The 21,312-nt window shown below is 69.1% G+C and carries 35 protein-coding genes; 28 read left to right on the top strand and 7 right to left on the bottom strand.

The genetic code is table 11. The features are described 5' to 3' along the window. Nucleotides 1-215: 215 nt before the first annotated feature. Nucleotides 216-1,040, top strand: coding sequence for a hypothetical protein (locus tag Aru02nite_RS24735; RefSeq protein ID WP_203661751.1), 825 nt, complete (start codon nt 216-218; stop codon nt 1,038-1,040). Here Aru02nite_RS24735 and Aru02nite_RS24730 read toward each other — a convergent pair. Further along, nucleotides 1,004-2,281, bottom strand: coding sequence for a DNA cytosine methyltransferase (locus Aru02nite_RS24730; RefSeq protein ID WP_275408714.1), 1,278 nt, complete (start codon nt 2,279-2,281; stop codon nt 1,004-1,006). The genes Aru02nite_RS24735 and Aru02nite_RS24730 overlap by 37 nt on opposite strands. 86 nt (nt 2,282-2,367) lie before the next feature. Here Aru02nite_RS24730 and Aru02nite_RS24725 point away from each other — a divergent pair, with 86 nt between their 5' ends. Next, nucleotides 2,368-2,793 (top strand): hypothetical protein, encoded by a 426-nt coding sequence (locus tag Aru02nite_RS24725; protein ID WP_203661747.1) that lies wholly within the window; start codon nt 2,368-2,370, stop codon nt 2,791-2,793. Next, nucleotides 2,774-3,244, top strand: coding sequence for a very short patch repair endonuclease (locus tag Aru02nite_RS37630; RefSeq protein WP_203661745.1), 471 nt, complete (start codon nt 2,774-2,776; stop codon nt 3,242-3,244). The genes Aru02nite_RS24725 and Aru02nite_RS37630 overlap by 20 nt, the downstream gene beginning before the upstream one ends. Before the next feature lie 570 nt (nt 3,245-3,814). Here Aru02nite_RS37630 and Aru02nite_RS24715 read toward each other — a convergent pair. Next, nucleotides 3,815-4,069: a Smr/MutS family protein gene (locus tag Aru02nite_RS24715; protein ID WP_203661743.1), complete on the bottom strand. Its 255-nt coding sequence runs from the start codon at nt 4,067-4,069 to the stop codon at nt 3,815-3,817. A 61-nt stretch (nt 4,070-4,130) separates the two neighbouring features. After that, on the bottom strand, nt 4,131-4,331 hold the full coding sequence (locus Aru02nite_RS24710; protein ID WP_203661741.1) for an SRPBCC family protein: 201 nt from the start codon (nt 4,329-4,331) through the stop codon (nt 4,131-4,133). A 367-nt stretch (nt 4,332-4,698) separates the two neighbouring features. On the opposite strand from Aru02nite_RS24710, the gene Aru02nite_RS24705 reads away from it, so the two are divergent. After that, a complete protein-coding gene (locus Aru02nite_RS24705; RefSeq protein ID WP_203661739.1) occupies nt 4,699-5,415 on the top strand; it encodes a GntR family transcriptional regulator in 717 nt (238 codons plus the stop codon). Nucleotides 5,416-5,568: 153 nt separating this feature from the next. After that, nucleotides 5,569-5,931 (top strand): nuclear transport factor 2 family protein, encoded by a 363-nt coding sequence (locus tag Aru02nite_RS24700; RefSeq protein WP_203661737.1) that lies wholly within the window; start codon nt 5,569-5,571, stop codon nt 5,929-5,931. 115 nt (nt 5,932-6,046) lie between these two features. Here the strand turns inward: Aru02nite_RS24700 and Aru02nite_RS24695 are convergent, their stop codons facing one another. Then, entirely contained in the window at nt 6,047-6,961 is a 915-nt protein-coding gene (locus Aru02nite_RS24695; protein ID WP_239076928.1) for a GNAT family N-acetyltransferase, read from the bottom strand. 87 nt (nt 6,962-7,048) lie between these two features. Between Aru02nite_RS24695 and Aru02nite_RS24690 the strand changes: the two genes are divergently transcribed. Then, complete coding sequence (locus Aru02nite_RS24690) at nt 7,049-8,044, top strand: winged helix-turn-helix domain-containing protein (protein WP_203661735.1); 996 nt, start codon at nt 7,049-7,051, stop codon at nt 8,042-8,044. Between the two features lie 201 nt (nt 8,045-8,245). After that, the gene (locus Aru02nite_RS24685; protein ID WP_203661733.1) at nt 8,246-8,842 is read left to right on the top strand and encodes a hypothetical protein; all 597 of its coding nucleotides are present in this window, start codon (nt 8,246-8,248) and stop codon (nt 8,840-8,842) included. A gap of 320 nt (nt 8,843-9,162) precedes the next feature. On the opposite strand, the gene Aru02nite_RS24680 is transcribed toward Aru02nite_RS24685, so the two are convergent. Genes Aru02nite_RS24680 through Aru02nite_RS24670 form a run of 3 tightly spaced genes read right to left on the bottom strand, consistent with a single transcriptional unit; the run spans nt 9,163 to nt 11,110 of the window. Then, nucleotides 9,163-9,510, bottom strand: a complete 348-nt coding sequence (locus tag Aru02nite_RS24680) for a hypothetical protein (RefSeq protein ID WP_203661731.1) — start codon at nt 9,508-9,510, stop codon at nt 9,163-9,165. Beyond that, nucleotides 9,510-10,355 carry a phosphoribosylaminoimidazolesuccinocarboxamide synthase gene (locus Aru02nite_RS24675; RefSeq protein WP_203661729.1) on the bottom strand — a complete coding sequence of 282 codons (846 nt, stop codon included), beginning with the start codon at nt 10,353-10,355 and terminating at the stop codon, nt 9,510-9,512. Before Aru02nite_RS24675 ends, Aru02nite_RS24680 begins: the two co-directional genes overlap by 1 nt. Then, nucleotides 10,352-11,110 (bottom strand): GntR family transcriptional regulator, encoded by a 759-nt coding sequence (locus Aru02nite_RS24670; protein WP_203661727.1) that lies wholly within the window; start codon nt 11,108-11,110, stop codon nt 10,352-10,354. The genes Aru02nite_RS24675 and Aru02nite_RS24670 overlap by 4 nt, the downstream gene beginning before the upstream one ends. Nucleotides 11,111-11,626: 516 nt before the next feature. Between Aru02nite_RS24670 and Aru02nite_RS24665 the strand changes: the two genes are divergently transcribed. From Aru02nite_RS24665 to Aru02nite_RS24565, 21 genes are all read left to right on the top strand, one after another. Further along, complete coding sequence (locus tag Aru02nite_RS24665) at nt 11,627-11,872, top strand: hypothetical protein (RefSeq protein WP_203661725.1); 246 nt, start codon at nt 11,627-11,629, stop codon at nt 11,870-11,872. Then, a complete protein-coding gene (locus Aru02nite_RS24660) occupies nt 11,872-12,060 on the top strand; it encodes a hypothetical protein (protein WP_203661723.1) in 189 nt (62 codons plus the stop codon). Before Aru02nite_RS24665 ends, Aru02nite_RS24660 begins: the two co-directional genes overlap by 1 nt. A 121-nt stretch (nt 12,061-12,181) precedes the next feature. Next, nucleotides 12,182-12,370 (top strand): hypothetical protein, encoded by a 189-nt coding sequence (locus tag Aru02nite_RS24655; RefSeq protein ID WP_203661721.1) that lies wholly within the window; start codon nt 12,182-12,184, stop codon nt 12,368-12,370. A gap of 547 nt (nt 12,371-12,917) precedes the next feature. After that, entirely contained in the window at nt 12,918-13,094 is a 177-nt protein-coding gene (locus tag Aru02nite_RS24650; protein WP_203661719.1) for a hypothetical protein, read from the top strand. Nucleotides 13,095-13,131: 37 nt separating this feature from the next. Beyond that, complete coding sequence (locus Aru02nite_RS24645; protein ID WP_203661717.1) at nt 13,132-13,344, top strand: hypothetical protein; 213 nt, start codon at nt 13,132-13,134, stop codon at nt 13,342-13,344. Nucleotides 13,345-13,579: 235 nt separating this feature from the next. Further along, on the top strand, nt 13,580-13,747 hold the full coding sequence (locus tag Aru02nite_RS24640; RefSeq protein WP_203661715.1) for a hypothetical protein: 168 nt from the start codon (nt 13,580-13,582) through the stop codon (nt 13,745-13,747). A gap of 102 nt (nt 13,748-13,849) precedes the next feature. Then, nucleotides 13,850-14,053, top strand: coding sequence for a hypothetical protein (locus Aru02nite_RS24635; RefSeq protein WP_203661713.1), 204 nt, complete (start codon nt 13,850-13,852; stop codon nt 14,051-14,053). Further along, entirely contained in the window at nt 14,037-14,396 is a 360-nt protein-coding gene (locus Aru02nite_RS24630) for a hypothetical protein (protein ID WP_203661711.1), read from the top strand. The genes Aru02nite_RS24635 and Aru02nite_RS24630 overlap by 17 nt, the downstream gene beginning before the upstream one ends. A 29-nt stretch (nt 14,397-14,425) precedes the next feature. Further along, entirely contained in the window at nt 14,426-14,620 is a 195-nt protein-coding gene (locus Aru02nite_RS24625; protein ID WP_203661709.1) for a hypothetical protein, read from the top strand. Between the two features lie 176 nt (nt 14,621-14,796). Next, nucleotides 14,797-15,081, top strand: coding sequence for a DUF6284 family protein (locus tag Aru02nite_RS24620; protein WP_203661707.1), 285 nt, complete (start codon nt 14,797-14,799; stop codon nt 15,079-15,081). After that, entirely contained in the window at nt 15,081-15,407 is a 327-nt protein-coding gene (locus Aru02nite_RS24615; protein ID WP_203661705.1) for a hypothetical protein, read from the top strand. Before Aru02nite_RS24620 ends, Aru02nite_RS24615 begins: the two co-directional genes overlap by 1 nt. Beyond that, complete coding sequence (locus Aru02nite_RS24610; protein ID WP_203661703.1) at nt 15,407-15,916, top strand: hypothetical protein; 510 nt, start codon at nt 15,407-15,409, stop codon at nt 15,914-15,916. Before Aru02nite_RS24615 ends, Aru02nite_RS24610 begins: the two co-directional genes overlap by 1 nt. Next, on the top strand, nt 15,916-16,197 hold the full coding sequence (locus Aru02nite_RS24605) for a hypothetical protein (protein WP_203661701.1): 282 nt from the start codon (nt 15,916-15,918) through the stop codon (nt 16,195-16,197). Before Aru02nite_RS24610 ends, Aru02nite_RS24605 begins: the two co-directional genes overlap by 1 nt. After that, complete coding sequence (locus tag Aru02nite_RS24600) at nt 16,197-16,448, top strand: hypothetical protein (protein WP_203661699.1); 252 nt, start codon at nt 16,197-16,199, stop codon at nt 16,446-16,448. The genes Aru02nite_RS24605 and Aru02nite_RS24600 overlap by 1 nt, the downstream gene beginning before the upstream one ends. A gap of 4 nt (nt 16,449-16,452) precedes the next feature. Then, entirely contained in the window at nt 16,453-16,665 is a 213-nt protein-coding gene (locus Aru02nite_RS24595; RefSeq protein WP_203661697.1) for a hypothetical protein, read from the top strand. 38 nt (nt 16,666-16,703) lie between these two features. Then, the gene (locus Aru02nite_RS24590; protein ID WP_203662003.1) at nt 16,704-17,609 is read left to right on the top strand and encodes an ABC transporter permease; all 906 of its coding nucleotides are present in this window, start codon (nt 16,704-16,706) and stop codon (nt 17,607-17,609) included. 94 nt (nt 17,610-17,703) lie between these two features. Continuing rightward, the gene (locus tag Aru02nite_RS24585; protein ID WP_203661695.1) at nt 17,704-19,875 is read left to right on the top strand and encodes a cell division protein FtsK; all 2,172 of its coding nucleotides are present in this window, start codon (nt 17,704-17,706) and stop codon (nt 19,873-19,875) included. A gap of 156 nt (nt 19,876-20,031) precedes the next feature. Continuing rightward, a complete protein-coding gene (locus Aru02nite_RS24580) occupies nt 20,032-20,313 on the top strand; it encodes a hypothetical protein (RefSeq protein WP_239076926.1) in 282 nt (93 codons plus the stop codon). Nucleotides 20,314-20,324: 11 nt separating this feature from the next. Continuing rightward, the gene (locus Aru02nite_RS24575; protein WP_203661693.1) at nt 20,325-20,672 is read left to right on the top strand and encodes a hypothetical protein; all 348 of its coding nucleotides are present in this window, start codon (nt 20,325-20,327) and stop codon (nt 20,670-20,672) included. A gap of 73 nt (nt 20,673-20,745) precedes the next feature. Further along, nucleotides 20,746-21,072 (top strand): hypothetical protein, encoded by a 327-nt coding sequence (locus tag Aru02nite_RS24570; RefSeq protein WP_203661691.1) that lies wholly within the window; start codon nt 20,746-20,748, stop codon nt 21,070-21,072. Between the two features lie 2 nt (nt 21,073-21,074). Next, nucleotides 21,075-21,311 (top strand): hypothetical protein, encoded by a 237-nt coding sequence (locus Aru02nite_RS24565; protein WP_203661689.1) that lies wholly within the window; start codon nt 21,075-21,077, stop codon nt 21,309-21,311. The last annotated feature ends 1 nt before the right edge of the window (nt 21,312 follow it).

Genomic DNA, 21,312 nt, shown 5'->3' with positions numbered 1-21,312 from the left:
AGGCTTGAGTTATATCAGAGCCTGGCCTGCGAGCAAGCGCCATGGCGCCGGCCAGGGATGCCTAGCACGAGAATCGAGGTAGATCACTGCTCTCCAGCGAGCACGCCCGGCCCAACTCTTGACGACGGGCCCACCTTGCAGGAACGAGCTACCAGCAGGAGCCACGTCACGGTGCTCGGAGAAGCTCCTGCCTCTCTGCCCGTATCATGCGCTCTATGCCCCTAGAGGACCATGCTGCCGAACGCGAAGCGTTGCTACGCGACACCTTTGGGATGACGCGAAGCCAGCTCAAAGCTGTTCGTTCTATGGTGAATGCGTTCAAAACCCCCATAACCTATACCGCTGCCTCAGACTCGGACATCGTGGGTGAACCATTCATCGAAACCATGGCTAATTTCCTTGCCGTCCACCATGCCCTGCACGAGGAGCCACTAAACAAGAAGCCATTTGAATACATTTATAAGCAATGTCTCATTGCACAAGGTTTCGAGGCCAACCTAAACTCGACACCGGGCCTTCATCCTTACGACGTAATAGGCGCAGGTACCAGATGGTCATTGAAGACGGAGGCAGCGAAAGGGATATCCTCCAATCAGGTAAAGATTGAAAAGCTAATGGAAGCGCGCTGGATTCGAGATTGCACCACGCCGGAAGCGTGCTGCGATGCACTTAAACTGCGCCTTCCTCGGCATCTGAGTGGCTACGATCGCATCATGGTTCTTCGCGCTTTTATTGGGGCCGATGGGCTCCGATACGTGCTTGAGGAAGTACCGATTAAAACCCTCACAGCATGCATCGAACTAGCGACACCTGAGATGTTTTCCAAAAACAAGAAGTCACCGAGCTTCGGGGCAGACTTCTATCTCCCCAACCATGATGCGAGGGCGTTTAGGATTCTCTTTGACTCGAGCGTGGAAAAAGTGAGACTGTGGTACGCCCGAGATTTCTGCATTCATCATGGGACTTGGGCTATGTCTGCTCCGAAGTCTCCCGTGCCCGATGATCACACCAACGCCAGCTGCGTGGGATCCGAGTCATAGGCTTCCAAATCGGAGGCCGTCAGATGCGTTTTCGGGAGCAGAACATGCTCAATGTTGGGTCGAGTCCCCGTTAGGACCCAATTGGCGACATGGGCCAACTGATAAGACACAAGCGGGGGGACCGCATCTCCAACCTGGCGATACAGATTCTTTCGACTGTTGCCCACGAAACGATAATCAGCCGGAAAGCCCTGCAGGATTGCCAGTTCCCGAACGGTGCATTGGCGGTCCTGTTCAGGATGCGCATATCGACCGTTACCTACGTGAGAGCATTCGCGCTTCACTGTTGGGGCGGGTCGATCCCAGGACATTCGGCCGTAAACATCGCAGTACGCATTGAGGCGCCCTCGGCTAACGGCCTTCCACATCGAAGGAATCAGGTACTTCTCGGTCGTCGCATCGCCCAGTAGATCCGGCCAACTTCCTCCATCGTGAGGCATCGCCGTGATCCTCATCAAGGAATCGCCCGAAAGAGCTGGGCATGTGTGGTTGGGGTCATTAGGCGCTGTCCCACCGGCTTCGATGGCGGGAAGTCCGCTAATGGCTCGTCGAACTGTCGTCGCACCTGGCGCAATCCTGTACCCAGCCCAAAGGTCATCTAAGGTTCTGAGCATAGACCGCTGCTTTGCGGCTATTATGATCGCCCGCTCACGTTGCTGCGGTAGACCGAAGTTGTCTAACCGGTATGCACGAGCGGCCACCGAGTAGCCGAGCTCTTCAAGCTTCTCTTTAAAGGCGATGAAGTGATGACGGAAGTTTCCATTGATCAGCTGCGGAACGTTCTCCATCATTATGAGTTTGGGCTTCAGCGCCGCGGCAAAGTCCGCCACCGTCGCCACGAGCGAGTTACGAGGATCGTCCTCGACGTAGTTGCGGGATATCGCTCGCGAAAACCCCGTGCACGGTGGGCAAGCAAGAAGGACATCGATCTCGCTCTGGCCCGGGAGGATTGCGTCGGAAAGCTCAGCCGGAGTGATAGCGGATAGATCTACACCCAAGGGTTTTATGCCAATATTCGCCGCATACGTCGCGTTGCAGCCGATCGCCCCGTGCCCGGTACTCGGTTTGCCAACCTCTACATCCGCAGCCCCAACTAGCGAGAAACCGGGATGAGCATGGAAGCCATAGCTCATCCCACCACCACCCGAGAACAGGTCTACAACGGTGAATCGCCCGTCCCGCAACGGTCCTCCAGCCCGACAGGTTAGTACGGCAGGGACCGCCCACAGCCAGGCGGTCACCGGTTAGCACCACCCTACGGCATCGCCCTCATCAAGTCAAGTCAAGTCAAGTTGGGCCGCCGCCGCTGTCTTGCTAGCTTCTGGGCGTGGGATACAAGCTGCGAGCAGACGCCCTGCGGGACCAGCTTGCGTCGGTGCGTCGCGAAATCGCTTCGACGGTTTCGCACCTTGAAGCCCTCAGAGATGAGGAGCACGGCCTTCTTCTCGCTCTGGAGCGGCTGACGGGCACGCCTACCACTAAGCCGTCGCCACGCCGCCTCGGGCGCCCGCCCAAGCGGGGTCATCGTGTCACGCCGCAGGTACGCCGCGTACTCCGGGAAGCCAGCGCGCCGTTGGACCGCAACGCTATCGCTGAAAAACTGGCCGACGCAGGCCAGATCGTCACTCTCGATGCCGTTAGCGCGAGTCTCTCGTATCTTCAACGTAGAGGCACCGCCGCGAACCGCGGCGGCGGTCTCTGGGTAGCGACCACTCCCAGCTCAGACGAAAGCCATGACGATGAGCGGGATTGAGGACGATAAAGTACAGGCCCATCGCCGACCTGGGCCGAGCTCTGATGGCGTCTCGGATCGCATGCGACTGCAGTCAACGCAGAACACTTCGGTCGAGTTACGGGTGAGAAGACTCCTCCACGCTCGAGGATACCGCTATCGTGTGCATTTGCGCGTTCCGGGCTATAGTCGAAGAACGATGGATATTGGGTTTCCCCGCATGAGGCTAGCCGTCTTCTTGGATGGCTGCTTCTGGCATAGCTGTCCAATTCATGGCCAGGTTCCGCGCAACAATGATGCCTGGTGGAGATCGAAGTTTGACAGGAACTCCTCTCGAGATCTCGAAACGACCCATCATCTGGCAGACATTGGATGGTCCGTACTGCGATTCTGGGAGCATGAGCCCACCGCGGAGATAGTCTCGCAAATCTCGGACGAAGTCGATGCACTCAAACGCGTTCGTACCGCATGACTCGTCGACGAGTCCAGCTCACAGGGATTGCCGATTTGTTCTCTACATGATCAAGGCGCCGCGCGAGCGCGGCGCGGCGCCGGCCCGACGGCGGTAAGGTCCGGCCCCTTCGGCTGGCGCCTACGGGGCCGGAGCGCCGCCGCCGAGCCGGCGCCCGACCGAGCTGCACGAGGGCCAGGACCACCAGCCCGATGTGGGTTGCGGCCGACGATCGCCCTGCATGGTCGCTCCGGTCTCTGCTTCCGGGCGATCGACGCCGAGCCGGCCCAACCCCGGGGCCACCTCGGCACCGGAAGCTGGTGGTCGCCATCCACGGCCGGCCGCCGCACCGCAGGAGACCCGATACCGGCCGGACGCGCACAGCACCGCGCCCTCCGCCGAAGATGCCGACGGAGGGCGCAGAACGAACTGTCCACTGTGGACTAGCGGGGCCGTCCCTGGGCCGTCTGGGCCGTGGCCGGGCCGTCCTACAGGGACTCGCGACGACCAGTGATGACCATCGATGACCGGCGTTTTAGCTGGTCAGGTACGGGAGAACGGCCGTGGCCTGGGCCGGCGAAACGGCCGAGGTCACTTGTGGCGGAAGTGGACGAAGAGGCGGCCGAAGTTGCGGGAGTCCTTCTCGACGCGGTGGTAGAGGGGCTTGATGTCACGGCGGTCGAGGAAGCGGAGTACGCGCTTCTTGAGCTGGCCGGAACCCTTACCGGGGATGATCTCGACGAGGGTCGCCTTCTTGCTGATGGCTTCCTGGATGATGCCGTTGAGCGCGCGGTCGATGTCCTGACCGCGGTTGAAGATGTCGTGCAGGTCCAGCTTCAGCTTCATGGCGCCTCCCGGCGACCACCGTACCGCCCGCTGCCCGTACCGGCGATCGCCCGGACATCGGTCACGCCTCACCCGGCTGGCGGCTACCGCGCTGTTCCTGCGACGAGTTGGCCGTGCATACCGGCTCGTACGCCCACGGCGTACGCGGCGGCTCGCACGCCGCCACCTCGCCGGTGGCGTTGCCCTCCACCTGGTGCGGCCCCAGCCGCAGCTCACCGGTGACCGGCTCGAACCAGCGGGCCAGCCGCACCGGCGCGACCATGTCGCGCAGCGGCTGAGGCGGCGCATATCCCGGGGAGTGATGACGTTGCTGGCGTGGCCTGCTGGGCCAGTCGGGCCGACCGGACAACCAGGCAGGCGGGCCGACCAGAACTGACCGGCCAACCGGGATCAAGCCCGACCAACCGAACCAACCGAGGCGACCGGGCCGACCCCGACCAACCGAACCGACCGCGCCGACAGGGCCGACCGGGCCCACCGGGCCGACGGGGCGACGGGACCGACCGCACCGTACCGACCGACTGAGCAGCGACGAGGAAGCGGCCGTTCTGGGGCGTCTGCGCTGTACGTGCGGACGTGGGGTATTTTCGGTGACCGGATATTGTTCAACAGTTGAACAAGGGGACAATGTGACAATTGAACAAGGTAGCTATGAGTCGCCGATCGACCGCAGCGTGTTCGACCAGTTCGCGGCGCGTCTCGCCGGTGATCTGCCCCGCCCGACCGTCGTCGAGACCATGACGGCGCTGCTCCGCCAGGAGATCATCGACGGCGCGTACGGTCCGGGCACGCGTCTCCCGGAGGAGTCGCTGTCGAAGCGTTTCCGCATCTCGCGGCACAGCCTGCGCGAGGCGATGCGCCTGCTGGTGCACGAGCGCCTGCTCGTACATGAGACGCACCGGGGCGTACGGGTGCGCACTGTCGACGTACACGATCTGGGGGAGATCTTCGCGGCGCGCCGGGTCGTGGAGTGCGCGGCGGTCGAGCGGGCGTCGGACGACGGCGCCGCGCTCGCGGTTGTCCGCGCCGCCGTACGCGAGGGTCAGCAGGCTGCCGAGGCCGGTGTCTGGGCCACGGTCGGCACGGCGGATCTCCATTTCCACCAGGCGATCACGGCGCTGGCGGGCAGTTCGCACCTGGACGAGTTGATGCGGCGGCTGCTGGCCGAGCTGCGCCTGGCTCTCCACGTACTCGCGGATCCGCGCCGTTTCCACGAGCCGTACCTGGAGCGCAACGACGAGATCGCCACCCTCCTCGAACGCGGCGACCGTACCGCGGCCGCTTCCGCCCTCCGCACCTGCCTGGACGACGCCGAGCGTCAGCTCACCGCCGCCGTCGCCGCCTGAATCCGTTGGTACGAAACGGGTCCGGTGCAACCGACTCCCCCGCGGAACCGCGCGCCCGCGACGGGCGGGCATGACCTCCGGGGTCATCGACCGGGTGCCGCGGCGCTGGCAATCTCTGTGGTGTCAAGGGAAACGACACCTCAGGAGTACGAGATGAGCGACGCGGCAGGCATCGTCGAGCGGTACATCGCGGCGTGGAACGAGACGGACCCGGTGGCGCGGCGGGCGGCGGTCGGCGCGCTGTGGGCGGAGGACGGCGGGTACCTGGATCCGCTGGCGGACGTGCGCGGGCACGACGCGATCGACGCGGTGATCGGTGGGGCGCAGCAGCAGTTCGCGGGGCTGGAGTTCCGGCTGTTGGGGGCGGTGGACGCGCACCACACGATCGTGCGGTTCCGGTGGGAGCTGGTGCCGGCGGGTGGCGGAGAGTCGGTGGTCGAGGGCTCCGACGTGGCCGTACTCGACGGCGACCGGATCACCGTGGTCCACGGCTTCCTGGACAAGATCCCCGGTTAGGCGTCGTATCGTTGCCGACCGGAAACGGTCGCCCCGCGCCAACGATCGCTCGGGGCCGGGCGGCACGGCGGGCGCGTACGACCCCCCGGTACGCGCCCGCACCGTACGGGATCGCTTACGGGGTAAGGGTTCTGCGGTAGACGGTGGCGGAGCGGCGGACGGTCATGCCGACGCGTTCGTAGAGCGCGCGGGCGCCGGTGTCGGAGTGGGTCCACAGGGTGCAGCCGCGCCGGCCGGTCCGCCACACGTCGCGGAACGCGTGGCGCAGCAGCAGTCGCGCGACGCCGCGGTTCCGGTGGTCCCTGCGTACGGCGACGCGTTCGACGTACCCCTCGTCGTCGTCCGGGACGTCGAGCGAGAGGACGGCGCCGATCAGGTCGGTGCCGGCGTACGCGAGGGGCGAAAGGGTCGGGGCGAACGTCTCGCGCGCGACGGTCGTCAGCGCCCACTCGTCGTACGACCTGCGACGTTGCTGCCACTCGTCGAACGCGTCCTCGGTCAGCCGGTGTACGTCCGGCCCGTCGCCGTCGCGGTAGTGCCGCACGGTGACGCCGTCCGGCGCCTCGGGTACGGAGGGCTCGGTGGGCAGCGCGATGCCGAGCAGCCACGCGGTCACCATCGGCACGTACCCGCGGGACGTGACGAGCGCGACGGCCGCCGCGTCGTCGTCGGGCACGGTCTGCACCACCTGCCCGGCCCCGGCGTCCCGTGCGCGGGCGTCGACCCAGTCGAGCAGCGTTCCGCCGAGCCCGCGCCCGCGGTGGTCCGGGTGTACGTCGACCTCGGACCGGCGGTTCACCCAGGCACGCCCGGCGAGTACCCCGTCGCGGTCGTACACGAGGAGGGTGTCGGTGGTGGGGTCGAGGCCGGGGCGGGCGAGGTCGGCGGCGACGGTGTCCGTGTCGGTCTGGACCCGGCCGTGCAGGGCGCGTTCGGCGGCGGCGACGAGCGCCTGGATCCCGGGTACGTCGGCGGCGGTGGCTGGTCGGCTCCGGTAGCCGTCCGGCAGGTGTGGCACGAGCCCGGACACGGTCGTCCTTCCGTCGGTGAGCTGCGGTGACGGGAGTGTGCCCCGCCCGGCCGCCGGCTCGGTATCGTTGCGGCGAAAGGCGCAACGATGACTCTGCTCCGACTCGGCCCGGCCGCGCTGTCCCGCAGCCGGTTCGCGCTGTCCCCGCTCGCCGAGACGCTCGGCGCGCTCATCACCCTGCACCGGCCCGACCCCGACCCCTGGCTCGCCGACTGGTACGCGGAGCGTCGCCCGGCGTACGCGGAATGGCTGGCCGGGGACACGGTCGCGGCCGGACTGCTGTCGCTGGTCGCGGCGACGAAATGGCTGCCCGACGCGGTGACCCCGCCGCCCACCGGCGGGATGGCGACCCGCATCGAGGACGAGCTGGCCGAGGTCGCGGCGCACCCCGACGCCGCCGTACGCGGTGAGGTCGCCGAGGCCGTCGCCGCGAGCTGGCGGCCGCAGGACACCGGCTGGGTGACCGGATCCGGCCTCGCCCCACGCCTCGCCACCACCCTCCGGTACGGCTGGGACCGGTTCGTCGCGCCCGACTGGCCCCGCCGCCGCGCCGTACTGGAACGCGACGTGATGCACCGCGCCGGCGTGCTCGCCGCGTACGGCTGGCGGCAGGCGGTGGCCGGCATGACCCGCCGCCCGACCTGGGTCGGCGACGACGCGATCCGCTTCTCCGACCAGACCTACCCGGACCGTACGGTCACCGACGAGGGCCTGATCTTCGTCCCGTACACCAGCGGCGGCGGCTGGTGGACCTGCGAGCGATCCCCGCGGTACGCCCTCGTCTACCCCGCACGCGGGCCCGCCGCCGACGTCGACCCGCCCGGCCGCGACCCGCTCGCCACCCTCCTCGGACCGGGCCGCGCCCGCGTCCTGCGCGCCCTCGACCATCCGGCCACCAGTACCCAGCTCGCCCGGTCGCTGCGCCTCTCGCTCGGCACCGTCTCCGCCCACCTCGCCGTACTCCGCGACGCCGGTGTCGTCGTCGGCGCCCGCACCGGCCGGCACGTCCTCTACCGGCGTACCGACCGGGGCGAGTCCCTCGCCACCCTCCTCACCCCGGCCCCGGAGGCGGCCCCGACATGACCCCCGACCCGACGGAACTCCGGGACCACTGGTGGTGGCGTCCGGGACCTGCTCCGCTCACGTTCCCTCGCGACCGCCGCCGGTACGAGTGGGCGTCCCGCGACCCGATCCCGCTGGCGCCGCTCCCCGCAACGTGGGACGACGGTGACGGGATGGGCCGAAGTCGATGAATGCTGCCGCGGGCCGTCGCAGAATGGCCGCATGGCATGGGAATGGGTCAGCCCCGCCGCATCAGCCACAGTGGCACTCGCCGCGATGTACTTCACCTGGCGTTCGATCAAGCTCAGCCAGTACCAGGCGAAGAACAGGGCGGAAACCGAACGAAGACAGCGCCGGCTCGCGGACGCGTACGTCGAGCTTCTGACGCTGGCCAGCGAGACCGGCCAGTGGGTCGCCCTCGTCCGACCCTTCATCCGGTACGGCGAGGCCCCGCCGCCGCTGCCCAGCCTCGCCGCCCAGGCCCGCGCCGAGGCGCGCATTCTCGCCTTCGGGTCCGAAACGGTGCACACGCTCTTTCTTGAATGGCGCAAGGTCGTCAACGAGATCGTTCTCGCGAACTCGATGCTGAGCAGCGCGACGATGGCGCACGCCAGCGGACAGCAGTCCCGGGTGAACCAGGCCGACGTCTGGCGACGACTGCCCGCGCTGCGTACCGCGGAATCCCAGGCGCGACAACAGTTGGCCGACCAGGCCGCGCAGGAACTCGGCAGCCGGCTCGGCGTACGCGAGGCCGACACCGTACCGGACGTGGCCGCCGTCGACCCCGCGGTAACGACCGCGCACACCATCGACCGGTGAACGTCTGCGCAGCTCAGCGCACGTGATGCGCTGGCGGGGCGGAGGGCGTGGGATTCGAACCCACGAGGACGGGGTTACCGCCCTAGCGGTTTTCAAGAGCGGTTGAAGCACACTCGTGACCTGCAAAAACACTGCCTGACTCGCTCACGTCACCGCGCATTCGCCGCCGGGGTCCGCGTTGCCTGTCCTCGTCACACCCTCGGATAGCACCGTACGGGAGTGACAGAGTGACAGAGTGACAGATGGCCGGCAGATGCCCCCGCCGCTCCAGTAAACCGGGCGACGGGGGGCAATTCAGGTGACGAGGGCGCTGCGGGGGACTACCGGTACGCGGTGAGCAGTAGCCCTGCGCTGTGTACGGCGTCAATGGGCTTGACCTCGCGCGGTGAGAAGCCACGCTGCTCCGCCCAGTTCCGTACCTCGCGGATCAGGTCGGCGATCAGCTCTTCTTGGTTGAAGACGGAGGATCGCGGCGCCGCTTCCAGGGTCGGGATGTCTTCGTCGACTGGCCCAGGGTTCACATCGAACGCTTCGAGCATGCGCGCGGCACCGACCAACCCGAGGTGCTCGCGCTCAGGTACGAACGTGAGCCCCCACGCCTGCATGAAGCCGGCCAGGTCGGCGAGCAGTGCCTTGGGGTCGTAGATCTGGGTCGTGGGCTCGGACATCAGGACTCCCATGTGTTGCCGGTGATCCGCTCGTACGCCTCGACGTAGCGGGCACGGGTGGCGGCGACGATGTCGGCCGGGATCTCCGGCCCGGGGTACGTGCGGTCCCAGTCGGTCAGGGTCGAGGACCAGTCGCGTACGAACTGCTTGTCCATCGCCCGCTGACCGCCGGGGCGTCCCGGCTCCCACTCGTCAACGGCCCAGAAGCGGGACGAGTCGGAGGTGAGTACCTCGTCGGCCAGGACCACGCGACCCTCGGCGTCGATACCGAACTCGACCTTAGTGTCCGCGATGATGATGCCGCGCTCACGGGCGACCGCCGCGCCACGGCTGTAGATCTCCAACGTCAGGTCACGCAGCCGCGTGGTCATGTCGGCGCCGAACTCACTGACCACCTCATCGAAGGTGATGAACTCGTCATGCCCCTCGGTCGCCTTCGTGGTCGGCGTGAAGATCGGCTCGGGCAGCTTGGATCCCTCGACCAGGCCGGCCGGCAGCGCGACGCCCGACACCGACCCCTGCTTCTCGTACTCCTTGAGCCCCAGACCGGCCAGGTAGCCGCGGGCGATGCACTCGACCGTCAGCATCTTCAACGGCCGGCACCGCACGGCGCGACCTGCCCACTCGGCGGGTACGTCGGTGCTGGAGATGACGTGGTTGGGCACCACATCGGCGAGCTGCTCGAACCACCACAGCGACAGCTGTGTCAGCAGCTTGCCCTTGTCCGGGATCGGCGTGGGCAGCACCACGTCGTACACCGAGACCTTGTCGGAGGCGACGAGGATCAGGTCGCCGTTGTCGTCCTGGTAGAGGTCGCGGATCTTCCCGCTGTAGACGTGCTTCACGCGTTCTGCTCCCGCTCGATCTTGTAGTCGTACGACGCCCACCGCTCGGGCAGTGACACGCTCTCGCCGTACTCGATGACTCCACCGTCAGTGTCGTAGACCCAGTTCCGGCCGCACCGCACGGGGGATCCGGCCGGCACGCCAAGCACCTCGGCATCCTCGTCGGTGGCCGCGCGCGCCGCCACCTGGTCGCGGCCAGATACGCCCTCGCGGCCGGTGGATTCCTGGATGTACATCGGCGTTCCCTGCGGGAGACGTTCCGCCCGCAGCAACAGCGGAGCAGCCTTCGCCAGCGAGCCATCGAACCAACTCACCGACGTGGATACCGCCTCGTCCCCGCGGTACGTCACGCGCTGGCGCCGAATCACCGGCGCACCCACCGACACACCCAGCGCGCTCGCCACCTGGTCGGGCGCGGACACCAGGTCGGCGGCGACGATGCGTGCCTGCTGGCCCTGCGGGTAGATCCGGCCCGTCCGCTTGATCGAGGTCACCCGATCCCGAGCGGTCTCGTGGCTGTTCTCGCCGGCACACACGACGGTGCCGCTCCCCTGCACCCCGCGTACGAGGCCTTCGGACTGAAGCTGCGTGAGCACCTTGGCGGCGGTGGCGTGCGAGACGTTCCACTCCTTCGCGATCGCCCGAGCCGAGGGGATCCGATCCCCGTCCTTGAGCTGACCGGACGCGATCTGGTCCCGAATGGACTGGGCGACCTGCATGTACGGCGGCGGCGTTCTGCTGATCTGAGGGGCCATCCCCAACTCCCACGGTCGTTGCTCGCGTTCTAGAACACATCCTAGCTTGCGCCTTGACCTGCGCAAACGTCGACCTTGGTCGACCCTATTGACAGGTGTTCTAGAACACCTGTAACTTGCTTCTTGTTCCGGTCGCCGAGGAGCGCATCGGGACAACAAGCAGCGACAGCACTGAGGGGAAGGCGCCGGAGGCGCACGCCCCTGATCTGCCGCGCGCAAACGAAGTTTGAGAACTGCACAGCGACTACCCGGAGGCACGCAGACGATCTCTGCGCTTCTTCTCCGGAAGCACGCGGCCTAGGGGTGGCGCGCGGGTGTTCGGCCGTTGACGTGTCCGGCCGCACGACTTGTCCGCCCGCTCCGCCCAACCGAGGGCCGCACACAACTGCCCGGCTGGCTGACACCCCGGTTCGAGTCCGGGGCGGGCACGGACCGGCCCGATCCCTGAAAGCCCTGGAAAGCAACGGGATCGGGCCGGCACCCCTTACCCCTTCTCAGGAGAGAGGTGCCTCGATCATGGCACAGAACAAGCCCCTGCTGCGACGCCTCGGCCGCGCGCTGATGGACAAGCACAAGGTGACCGCCTGGATGGCGGAGGCGGCCGACAAGGTGGCCGGGGAGTACAACCGCCGCACCCACTCGTCGGTGTCGGTGGAGGACTTCATGCACACCGTCACCGCGCTCGGCGGCGGCGACTTCCACAAGGGCATGCAGCAGCTGCGGGGCATGTCCCCGAAGCAGATGCGGTCCATGAAGTTCTGATGGCCACCGTCCTGGAACAGCGGCTGTCCAACACCGACGACACCGTCCTGGTCGACGGCATCGCGCACCGGCCCGACAGCAACCACGCCCGCAGCGCCCGTAGCGCGGCGCGTACGTCGGTCGGGCACGCGCACGCCAAGCAGGTCCGCTGGTGCCAGCAGTGCTACCCGCACGGCTCCCACTGCTGACCCCGCTTTCCCTTCCCCCGCAAGGCTGCCCGGCTGGCCGGCACCCACGTTCGAGCCGTGGGCGGGCACGAGGCGCCGGACTCACCGGCGCCGTTTCCCCATCCATCGAAGGAGGCCACCCGTGGCCACCCGCAACGAGGCCGCCGCCGACGAGCGGACCCCGGCCCAGAAGTACGACGCGCGTATCCGACTGGTCGACATGGCCACGCGGGAGTTGGCCGAGCACGGCAACAAGCTCACCCCGAAACAGCGGGCCTTCTACCAGAAGGTCATCGCCGACATGGGCCGTCTCGTCGGCTGGCGCCAGTAACCGTCACCGCGCCACCGCCCGGCTGGCAGGCACCCACGTTCGAGCCGTGGGCGGGCACGCACACCAACCAACCCACCCGACCCAGGAGGTCAGCCATGCGCGGATCCGGCGCGTACCTGCTCGGCATCGTGGCGAGCTTCGCCGCTCTCGCCTTCGCCATCTACATGGGCGTCACACACCACTGACGCACACCGCCCGGCTGGCAGGCACCCACGTTCGAGCCGTGGGCGGGCACGACGGCGCCGGGCTGTCCGGTGCCGAGGTGAAGGGAGACAGCGAGTGCTTGCCGGCGATGACTTGACCGTTCAGCGACTCACCCGCGAACTCAACGCCGCGTCCGACCGGCGTCAGGCGGTAGAGCGGGATCCGGTCAAGCGAGAAGCGGCGAAGCGCGACGAGCGAGCCGCCGCCGCGCGGCTGGCCCGCGCCGTGCGCAACACCCGGTAACCCGGCCCCAACGCCCGACTGGCTGGCACCCCGGTTCGAGCCCGGGGCGGGCACGAGGCGTCGAGGTCCGCTCGGCGCCCTGTCGGTAGGAGACAAGCGAATGGGCAACGTCACGAACATCAGCAACGGCGGCGTGGTCGGCATCCAGGCCGGCAACCTGTCCGGCGTCATCCAGGTAGGCGGCCCCTGCGGACAGCGCACCGAGTGCTGCGGGAAGCGGTGCGACAAGCCCGCCGGGCACCGCGGTGCGCACCTTCACCGCGAAGTCATCCGCTGACACACCCGCCCGGCTGGCCGGCACCCACGTTCGAGCCGTGGGCGGGCACGAGGCGCCGGATTCGCCGGTGCCCGTACGGATGGAGGTCCCCGTCATGGGGCTGTTCGACAAGGCCGACCCGGCGGCGGTGCGCGAGTACAAGGCAGCGAAAGCGGCGCTGGACAAGCTTCCGACCCGCGACAAGCCCGACGCCGAGTACCTGCGGGCCAACAAGGACGCCGCCCGGAAGCTGCCCTGGTACCGCCGCTGACCCCCAGGTCAAGGAGCCCGACTGGCAGGCACCCCGGTTCGAGCCCGGGGCGGGCACGCAGGCACAGCGCGAACCCTCGATCACCCGACCGGCAGGCACCTCGGTTCAAGCCCGAGGCATGGGTAGGCAGGAGCCGCGCACGGCCGGCGGTCGCCCGACTGGCAGGCACCCCGGTTCGAGCCCGGGGACGGGCACGACTGTCCACACAGGACAGCCACGAGTTGGAGGTTTCCCTGTGAAGCGCGTGATGGCCGGCAAGGAGTACAGCGGCAACACCGTCCACATCGCCGACAGCAGCGGGCTACGCGCGCTGTGCGGCACGAAGCTCGCCTGGTCGTCGGACGAGTTCCTCAGCGCCGACAGCGTGTCCTGCTCCACGTGCCGCAAGAAGGCCCGCAAGTAGCCGCACACGCACGGTCGCCCAACTGGCAGGCACCCCCGGTTCGAGCCCGGGAAGGGCACGACGGCGCCGAGACGCGGCGCCACCGACCGACGGAGGAACACCGTGGGCCTGTTCAACAAGAGCCCGGAGCGCAAGGCCGCCGAGGCCCGTCTCGACGCCGCGTACAAGGCGCTGGAGGACAAGGGCAAGCGCGACAAGAAGGCCGGGATCCGCCACGAGACCCCGGAGTTCAACGACCTCAACGACGCCGTGTGCCGCGCGGAAGAGGCGTTGAAGGCCGTCAAGCGACGTGAACGCGGTCGCTGACCAGCCACTGCCCGGCCGGCAGGCACCCACGTTCGAGCCGTGGGCGGGCACGACGGCACCGGCACAGCAGGGCTGGCGCCACGACCGTACGGAGGCACACATGCAGCGGAACACCACCGCGGGCCGGCCCGCGGCGTCGGCCCGGCTGGACACCACCGTCCGCAGCCGGATCGGGATCCTCACCGACCGGGACCTGCTCGACCTGGCCGACATCGTCGGCAACGCCGTGAAGTCCGGGCACGGCCTCGAACAGCTCCACGCCGGCATCCGCGCCGAACGCAACCGCCGCCGCGGCGTCTACCTGCGCACCGGACTGGGCACCGCCGCACTCGGCATCGCCTGACACACCTCAGAGACCAAGGAGCGCTCCGCGTGAACACGTACCAGCAGGCCAAGTGGGAGCAGATCAGGGCCGCGATGATGCGCCACGACATCGACGGCATCGCCGCGGTCATCGCACAGATGCGCCGGGAAGGCCACGCCAAGGAAGCGAAGGCGTTCGAGACCGCCGTGCTTCAGGGCGCCGCCGACACCCTCGTCGCCCAGTTGCGTCGCCGCCTGCGCTAACGGCCACATCCGCCCGACCGGCAGACACCTCGGTTCGAGTCCGAGGCGGGCACGAGGCGCCCTGTACGGCGCCGGTACGCGCCGGGGCATCGGCCCCATGGCCTGAGAACGGCAGCCATGCCCCGGCCCCCCTTCTTCCCTGCACTGCCAACCGATCGAGCAGAAGTGAGGTTCACGTGAACGACAACACCGACCCGGACGAGGGTCCGTCGCTGGAGAAGCTGGAGGAGCTGGAGGGGCCGACCGCGGACGAGATGGCCGCGCTCCAGGCCGAGGAACCGGTCATCGACGCGGAGGTGGCGCTGGTCGACGCGGAGATCGCCGTGCTGGCCGGTGCCACCGAACTGACCTGGCGGCGCCTGCGGGCCGCCGAACGCGCGCTGTTCACCGCGTGGCGGATCTACCGCGCCACGCAGCCCACCACCCCGCACCGCCCGTCCGACAGGAAGCAGGTCGCGTGATGGACACCTTCACCCACAGGCCCGAGATCGCCGCGGCACTTCGGGCGATCGCCGACCGGATCGAGCTGGCCGGCCCCTCCGACCCGGACACGCCGTTGCCAGCGCCGGTCGTGGTGTCGCTGGACTTGCAGGTCCGCGGCTCCGACGACAACGCCGCGGTGGTGGCGGCGGTCGACAGCCTGGCCGACGCCTTCGACCTGCCGGCCAACAGCTACTCGGCCGGTTCGGGGGTGCACTACGGGGTCCCCTGCCCCCGCCCCGCCATCGACGGGGTGCACGTCGCGGTCTACGGGGCGCTGCCCCGTATCACGTGGCAGGTGGCGTGATGGGCGTGGAGTTGATTACTGGTGCCGCGGTCCGTCTGGACTTCGAGAATCGCCCAACGCAGCGCCGTGGGCTGCGCAGCGTGGTGCTGCGGCCGGGAGTGGTCGATGACGACGTGCGGGAGGCGTTCTCCTGGGGCCTGTGCCACCTGCTGGCGTGCGCGCTGCACGAGATCACGGGCTGGCCGTTCGGGGTCCTAGAACAGAGCTATGCGACCGGCGCGTGGTCGTGGGTGCATGCCGCCGTGATCACCCCGGATGGGTTGCTGCTGGATGTGCACGGTGCCCGGCACTGGCGGGAAGCCGAGGCCGAACGCAGACACTTCGGCGGAGAGTTCCGGCTGGTCAATGTGCCCACGTTCGCCGAGCTGTACCGGATGTTCGGCCTGCCCGACGGCACTCCCGACACCTGGTGGCGTGGCGAGTTCAGCGACCCCGGGCCGGCCGCGATCATGCGCCTGGCACGTGACGTTGCCTCCCGCCACGCCAGCACTGTGCTGGAGGTGGCGTGATGCGGGTGACGGTGTGGTCGCACACGACCGAGCAGCGGCAGACGGTCCCGGTCACGCAGGTACGCCCCGGCGACCTGGTTGAGGTCCCGATCGGTTGGGGCGACACGCTTTCCGCCCGCGTCGCCGCGGTCCGAACCGATGGCGAGTACGTCTCGGTCTGGTTCCCGGTGTCATTCGGCGCAGGGAGCGCCTGGCGGCGCCTGCGGCGCCACCGTGCCAGCACGGTGGCCGTGACCCGCACCGTCACCGTGACCGACACGACCGGCGGGCAGGTGGCGTGATGGGCCAGCGGGTAGCGCCGAGGATCCCGGGCCATCAGGGCTACGTCGCCCAGCAGATCGCGGGCGGCCGACTGGTACGGGGCCGCGCCACCGAGAAGGTCTGGTCGTACGTCGCCGCGTGCGAGTGCGGCTGGATCGGCAAGGAAGTCAGCTTTCCCACCAGCGACGGCGCCGACACGTGCGAAGGCGAGTGGTACATGGTCCACGTCTTGCCGCTGCTGGGTGTGCGCCCCGTGAAGGAACGGAGGTAGCGCCATGAGCCTGGCCCTGTTCGGACTCGGACTGCTGATCACCGCAGTCGCCTTGGCCTACAAGAACTGGCGCGCCGCGCTCGCGGTGGTCGTGGGGCTGCTGCTGGGTGTGGTGATCGCCGGGTCCGACGGCGGACTCGCCCACGCGGCGCACAGCGTGGTGGACGGTCTCCGCTCGACGCTCAACGGCATCGCCAACTACTTCTTTGGAGGGTAGACATGACCACGACCGCGACCGCACCGCCGAAGCGCCGGATGCGACGGCCGAAGCCGAAGTCGGCGTACCCGCGCCCGATGGACGAGTTGCTCGCCGAGGCCCGCACCCTGGCCGAGGAGCAGGGCGCGATCCCGTCCCAGAACGACCTGTGCCGCCGGCTGCGCATCGGTCAGCCGAAGGCCCGGGAGGTCCTGGCCGCGCTACACCGCCCCGACCTTCACCTCGTCCCCGCCGACACCAACGACACCGACGCCGCCAGTGGCGACGGGGAGTCGGCCACGGCCGGGCCGGATAACGCCGTGTCCGACGACGCGCCGGACACGGCGTCGCAGCCGGCTTCGGAGCCGACCCACGACACCGCCCCGAAGCCGGCGCCGGACGACACTGTCCCGGCGCCCGAGACGCCGCCGGAGCCGGCCGAGCCGACCGCGGCGCCGGATGCCTCGGCCGAGGTGGACACCGGTACGGAGCCGGCCACGCCGCCGAACCCCGACCCGGCCCCGGAGCCGGCCAACGGCACGCCGCGGCGGGTCTCCACGTGGCCGGTGATCGCGCTGACGATGCCGGCGCTGGTGGCGATCTGGTCCGGCTGGGTGTCGCTCGGCGGCATGGCCGGCTTCGGGGTGGTGCACCCGCTGCCGGGCATCTGGGACGAGGCGACCCTGAACACCGCGATCACGCTGCCGATCGGCGTCGAGGTCTACGCCGCGTACGCGCTGTGGGTGTGGCTGTCGGGCAACATCCCGCCCCGGGCCCGCAGGTTCGCGAAGTGGTCGGCGTTCGCGTCGCTGGTCACCGGCGCGCTCGGCCAGGTCACCTACCACCTGCTGGCCGCCAACCACGTCACGCACGCCCCGTGGCCGATCGTCACCGCCGTCGCGTGCCTGCCCGTCGCCGTACTCGGCATGGGCGCCGCGCTGGCCCACCTGGTCCGCACCGAGTAGTTACGCCCGGGACACGGCCCCATGGCCTGAGAAACCGCGGCCGTGTCCCGGCCCCCTTCAACCCACGTCATCGGCAGGAAGAGGTCACCCCATCATGTCAAGCGAGGACCGTGAGCGGGACTGGGACGCGGCGCTGGCCGACCTGTCCCGTACCACTGACCCGAAGGAGGACGCGGCGCCGGTGTCACCGGCGGCCACGTCGTACGAGGTGGCGCTGGATCCGGAGCCGGAGTCGGCGCCGCGGGCGGTGCTGGCGCCGGAGTTCACCGCCCCGACGGCGCTGGGTGTGGAAACCCGGATGCCGATCCTGCCGCCGGCCCTGCGGTCGGTGGCGGCGTTCCGCGCGCACGTCAAGACCACGGTGGGCCGCTGGTGGCACCAGGTCCGATACCACGGGCTGCGTTCCCCGCTGTACCTGGCGGTGGGCTCGTTTTTCGCGGTGAAGGGCGTGTTCGTCATCGCCGCGAAGCAGGGCCGCTGGTGGTGGCTGTCGGAGTCCGAGGCGTTGCGTCGCGCGGCCGGGGACAACAACGACCCGGACACGTGGCACAAGCTGCACCGGGAGGCCCGCCGGGTCCGTGCCTGGCGCGGCGTCGTGCTCGGCGGGGAGTTGCTGGCCGTGGGTGCCGCGGGCGCGTTCATGGCGATGGCGGCGCCGTGGTGGGCGAACATGCTGGCCACCGCGGTTGCCGGGCCGGTGCTGGCCCGGACCGGGCGCGGTGCGGGCCGGTCGATCACCACGCCGGCGGTGCTGACGCCGCGGTACCGGAAGCTGAACTACGACGTGATCCTGCGCGCGTACCAGGCGGCGGGGCTGCACAACCCCGACAAGAAGGATGCGCAGGTGGCGTTCCCGCCGCCCGGCATGGCCCGTGATCCGCTGGGGCAGGGCTCCGAGGTGGTGGTGGATCTGCCGTGGGGCAAGACGTTCGCCGACGTGGTGAAGAACAAGGGATCGCTGGCGTCGGGGTTGGACGTGTCGCTCAACCAGGTGTTTCTCACCGCCGACGAGTCCAGCAACCGGCGGCACAAGCTGTTCGTGGCCGACCGGGATCCGCTGGCGGTGGCGGCCGGCCGTACGCCGCTGCTGTCGGGCAAGCCGACCGACATTTGGCAGCCGGCGCCGTTCGGTCTGGATGAGCGGGGCCGGAAGGTGTCGCTGCTGATGATGTGGATTTCGGTGCTGGTCGGTGCGCAGCCGCGCAAGGGCAAGACGTTCTCCGCGCGGCTGCTGGCCCTGTACGCGGCGCTGGATCCGTACGTGCGGATCATCATCGCCGACGGGAAGATGTCGGCCGACTGGGACAAGTTCCGGCTGGTCGCGCACCGGATCATCTTCGGCACCGTCCCGAACTCCCGCGACGACGACCCGCTCGGCCACCTGCTGGAGGCGTTGCGGGAGGTCAAGGCGCACATCCAGCAGGTCAACGACCTGCTGTCCAAGCTGCCGGTGGACGAGTGCCCCGAGGGCAAGCTGACCCGGGAGCTGACCCGCAAGTACCCGGAGCTGCGGGTGTGGCTGCTGGTCATGGAGGAGTTCCAGGCGTACTTCGAGACCGAGGACCAGGAGGTCAACAAGGAGATCGCCAGCCTGCTGGCCTACATCCAGGCGGTCGGCCCGTCGGCCGGGGTGATCCTGCTGTCGTCGTCGCAGAAGCCGTCCGGTGTGGGTGCCGGTGACGTGCAGCGGCTCTTCAACCGGTACCGGGACAACCACGCGGTCCGGTTCGCGCTCAAGTGCGGCAACCGGGTCGTGTCCGACGCGGTCCTCGGCGGTGACGCCTACTCCGAGGGGTTCGACGCGTCGTCGCTGCCGGCCGGGGAGAAGTACCGCGGCGTCGGGATCCTGTACGGGGCGTCGGACGACACCCCGATCACCCGCACCTACCTGGCCGATCACGCCGACGCGGAGAAGATCCTGACCGCCGCCCGCAAGCACCGGCAGGCCGCCGGCACGCTGTCCGGGCAGGCCGCCGGTGAGGACCTAACCCGCGACCTGCGCGACGTGCTCGCCGACGCGGCCAGCGTGTACCTGACCGGCGAGACGTTCCTGTCCTGGCAGACCCTCGCCGCCCGGCTCGCCGAGCAGATCCCGGAGCACTACGCCAACACCAACGCCGACGCGGTCTCCGCCGAGCTGCGCAAGCTCAAGGTGCCGTCCAAGCCGGGCCGGGACAAGAGCCTGCCCGACGCCGACGCGAGGCCGCGCGGCGCGTACCTGGCGCACCTGGGTGCCGCCGCGGAACGCCGCCAGACCGGTAGCTGACGGCCCGAATCCGGTAGCGCAGCCGCCGCAACAGGTAGCGGCTGCGCTACCGGCCCACGCTACCGCCTACATAGCCCCTGATCAGCGCCTATATCCGCGGTAGCGGGTAGCGGCGCGGACCCTTCACGCCCTCAAAACCGCCCTGGAAGGCCGCTCATGACCCACCTCGCCGCTACCGCAGGCAGCGCGGCGTCCTCCGCGCTGGCCTGGCTGTGCATCGCCGCCGTCGTCGCCCTGATCGTCGGCGGCTACCTCGCCTCCTGCGCGGTCTGGCCGTTCGCCAACTGCCGCAAGTGCAAGGGACTCGGCCGCTTCCACGCCCCGTCCGGCCGCGCCTGGCGGCGCTGCCGCCGCTGCAAGGGCACCGGCGCCCGGCTGCGTACCGGCCGCCGCGTCATCAACCACTTCCGCCGACTCCGCGCCGACGCCAACCGATGACGGAGGCCGCCGTGACCATCCGAACCCTGCTCGCCGCCGTACTCGGCGCCTCCGTCCTGGCCGGCGTCGTCGCCTGCAACGCCGGTGACGACTACGCCCGGGTCTGCATCGACCGGCACACCCACCGGCGCGTCGACGACCGCCGATGCGACCGGTACGGCGCCGGCGTGGCGTGGTGGTACGTGCCGCACGGGTACAGCGCCCCGCCGGTCGGGCGCCGCGTCGACACCGCCCACGGCGCCACCCGCCGACCCGCCGGCGCCACCGTGCGCGGGCGAGTGCCCATCCGCGGCGGCCGACCGTTCGGTGGCCGGCCCGCCCGTCCCGCGCCGGCGCGGCCGGCCCCGCGCGTCCGATGAACACGTACCCGCCGTCGCCGAACACATCGGCCGCCTGATCACCCACCACACCGACACCTCGTGAGGAGAACCGATGAGCATCAGCACCCACACCTGTCTGGTCGTGTCCTGCGATACCCCCGACTGCCTCGCCTACATCGGTGAGGACGACGAGGGGAGCCACTTCCCGACCGTCGAGGCCGCCATCGACTCCGGCGAACGCGAAGGCTGGCAGTTCACCCGCGACGGACGAACCGCGCGGTGCCCGGACTGCGTCCGGGCCGAGGTGTGCCGCATCAGCGCACACCAGTGGACCGGATGGGCCCGCCGCTGGGACGCGCCAGGCCATCAGAACCGGTGGTGCCGGTACTGCGGCACCCGCCAAACGCGTCTGCGGCCGGACGCCGTTACGGGGCGGTAGCCGTGGCGACGCTCGGCACCGAAATCTGGCTCCACGGAACGAAAGCCGACCTGGCCGCCATCCGCGACGCGCTCGCCCCGCTCGGTACCTGGCTGCAGATCGGCGATCTCCACCCCACCGAGCTGGCCGGGCACGTTCGCGTCTACCTCCGACTGTCGGTCGCGGTCCAGACCGGCACCCGCCGCACCAAGCGGTCCGCGCCGGCCGGCCGCCCTGAACTCGACCTGCCCGCCGCCTGAC

It is taken from the genome of Actinocatenispora rupis (genome assembly GCF_016861975.1).
GTDB classification, from domain to species: domain Bacteria; phylum Actinomycetota; class Actinomycetes; order Mycobacteriales; family Micromonosporaceae; genus Actinocatenispora; species Actinocatenispora rupis.
The sequence above is the reverse complement of the archived record's forward strand: the minus strand, read 5'-3'. Positions and strand labels throughout refer to the sequence as shown.

Bases quoted from the DNA above. Each gene is read 5' to 3' on its own strand.
- Aru02nite_RS24735 (WP_203661751.1), top strand. From the start codon at position 216: ATGCCCCTAGAGGACCATGCTGCCGAACGCGAAGCGTTGCTACGCGAC.
- Aru02nite_RS37630 (WP_203661745.1), top strand. From the start codon at position 2,774: ATGACGATGAGCGGGATTGAGGACGATAAAGTACAGGCCCATCGCCGA.
- Aru02nite_RS24715 (WP_203661743.1), bottom strand. From the start codon at position 4,069: ATGAAGCTGAAGCTGGACCTGCACGACATCTTCAACCGCGGTCAGGAC.
- Aru02nite_RS24710 (WP_203661741.1), bottom strand. From the start codon at position 4,331: ATGGTCGCGCCGGTGCGGCTGGCCCGCTGGTTCGAGCCGGTCACCGGT.
- Aru02nite_RS24700 (WP_203661737.1), top strand. From the start codon at position 5,569: ATGAGCGACGCGGCAGGCATCGTCGAGCGGTACATCGCGGCGTGGAAC.
- Aru02nite_RS24690 (WP_203661735.1), top strand. From the start codon at position 7,049: ATGACTCTGCTCCGACTCGGCCCGGCCGCGCTGTCCCGCAGCCGGTTC.
- Aru02nite_RS24685 (WP_203661733.1), top strand. From the start codon at position 8,246: ATGGCATGGGAATGGGTCAGCCCCGCCGCATCAGCCACAGTGGCACTC.
- Aru02nite_RS24680 (WP_203661731.1), bottom strand. From the start codon at position 9,510: ATGTCCGAGCCCACGACCCAGATCTACGACCCCAAGGCACTGCTCGCC.
- Aru02nite_RS24670 (WP_203661727.1), bottom strand. From the start codon at position 11,110: ATGGCCCCTCAGATCAGCAGAACGCCGCCGCCGTACATGCAGGTCGCC.
- Aru02nite_RS24665 (WP_203661725.1), top strand. From the start codon at position 11,627: ATGGCACAGAACAAGCCCCTGCTGCGACGCCTCGGCCGCGCGCTGATG.
- Aru02nite_RS24660 (WP_203661723.1), top strand. From the start codon at position 11,872: ATGGCCACCGTCCTGGAACAGCGGCTGTCCAACACCGACGACACCGTC.
- Aru02nite_RS24650 (WP_203661719.1), top strand. From the start codon at position 12,918: ATGGGCAACGTCACGAACATCAGCAACGGCGGCGTGGTCGGCATCCAG.
- Aru02nite_RS24615 (WP_203661705.1), top strand. From the start codon at position 15,081: ATGGACACCTTCACCCACAGGCCCGAGATCGCCGCGGCACTTCGGGCG.
- Aru02nite_RS24610 (WP_203661703.1), top strand. From the start codon at position 15,407: ATGGGCGTGGAGTTGATTACTGGTGCCGCGGTCCGTCTGGACTTCGAG.
- Aru02nite_RS24605 (WP_203661701.1), top strand. From the start codon at position 15,916: ATGCGGGTGACGGTGTGGTCGCACACGACCGAGCAGCGGCAGACGGTC.
- Aru02nite_RS24600 (WP_203661699.1), top strand. From the start codon at position 16,197: ATGGGCCAGCGGGTAGCGCCGAGGATCCCGGGCCATCAGGGCTACGTC.
- Aru02nite_RS24595 (WP_203661697.1), top strand. From the start codon at position 16,453: ATGAGCCTGGCCCTGTTCGGACTCGGACTGCTGATCACCGCAGTCGCC.
- Aru02nite_RS24590 (WP_203662003.1), top strand. From the start codon at position 16,704: ATGCGACGGCCGAAGCCGAAGTCGGCGTACCCGCGCCCGATGGACGAG.
- Aru02nite_RS24585 (WP_203661695.1), top strand. From the start codon at position 17,704: ATGTCAAGCGAGGACCGTGAGCGGGACTGGGACGCGGCGCTGGCCGAC.
- Aru02nite_RS24580 (WP_239076926.1), top strand. From the start codon at position 20,032: ATGACCCACCTCGCCGCTACCGCAGGCAGCGCGGCGTCCTCCGCGCTG.
- Aru02nite_RS24570 (WP_203661691.1), top strand. From the start codon at position 20,746: ATGAGCATCAGCACCCACACCTGTCTGGTCGTGTCCTGCGATACCCCC.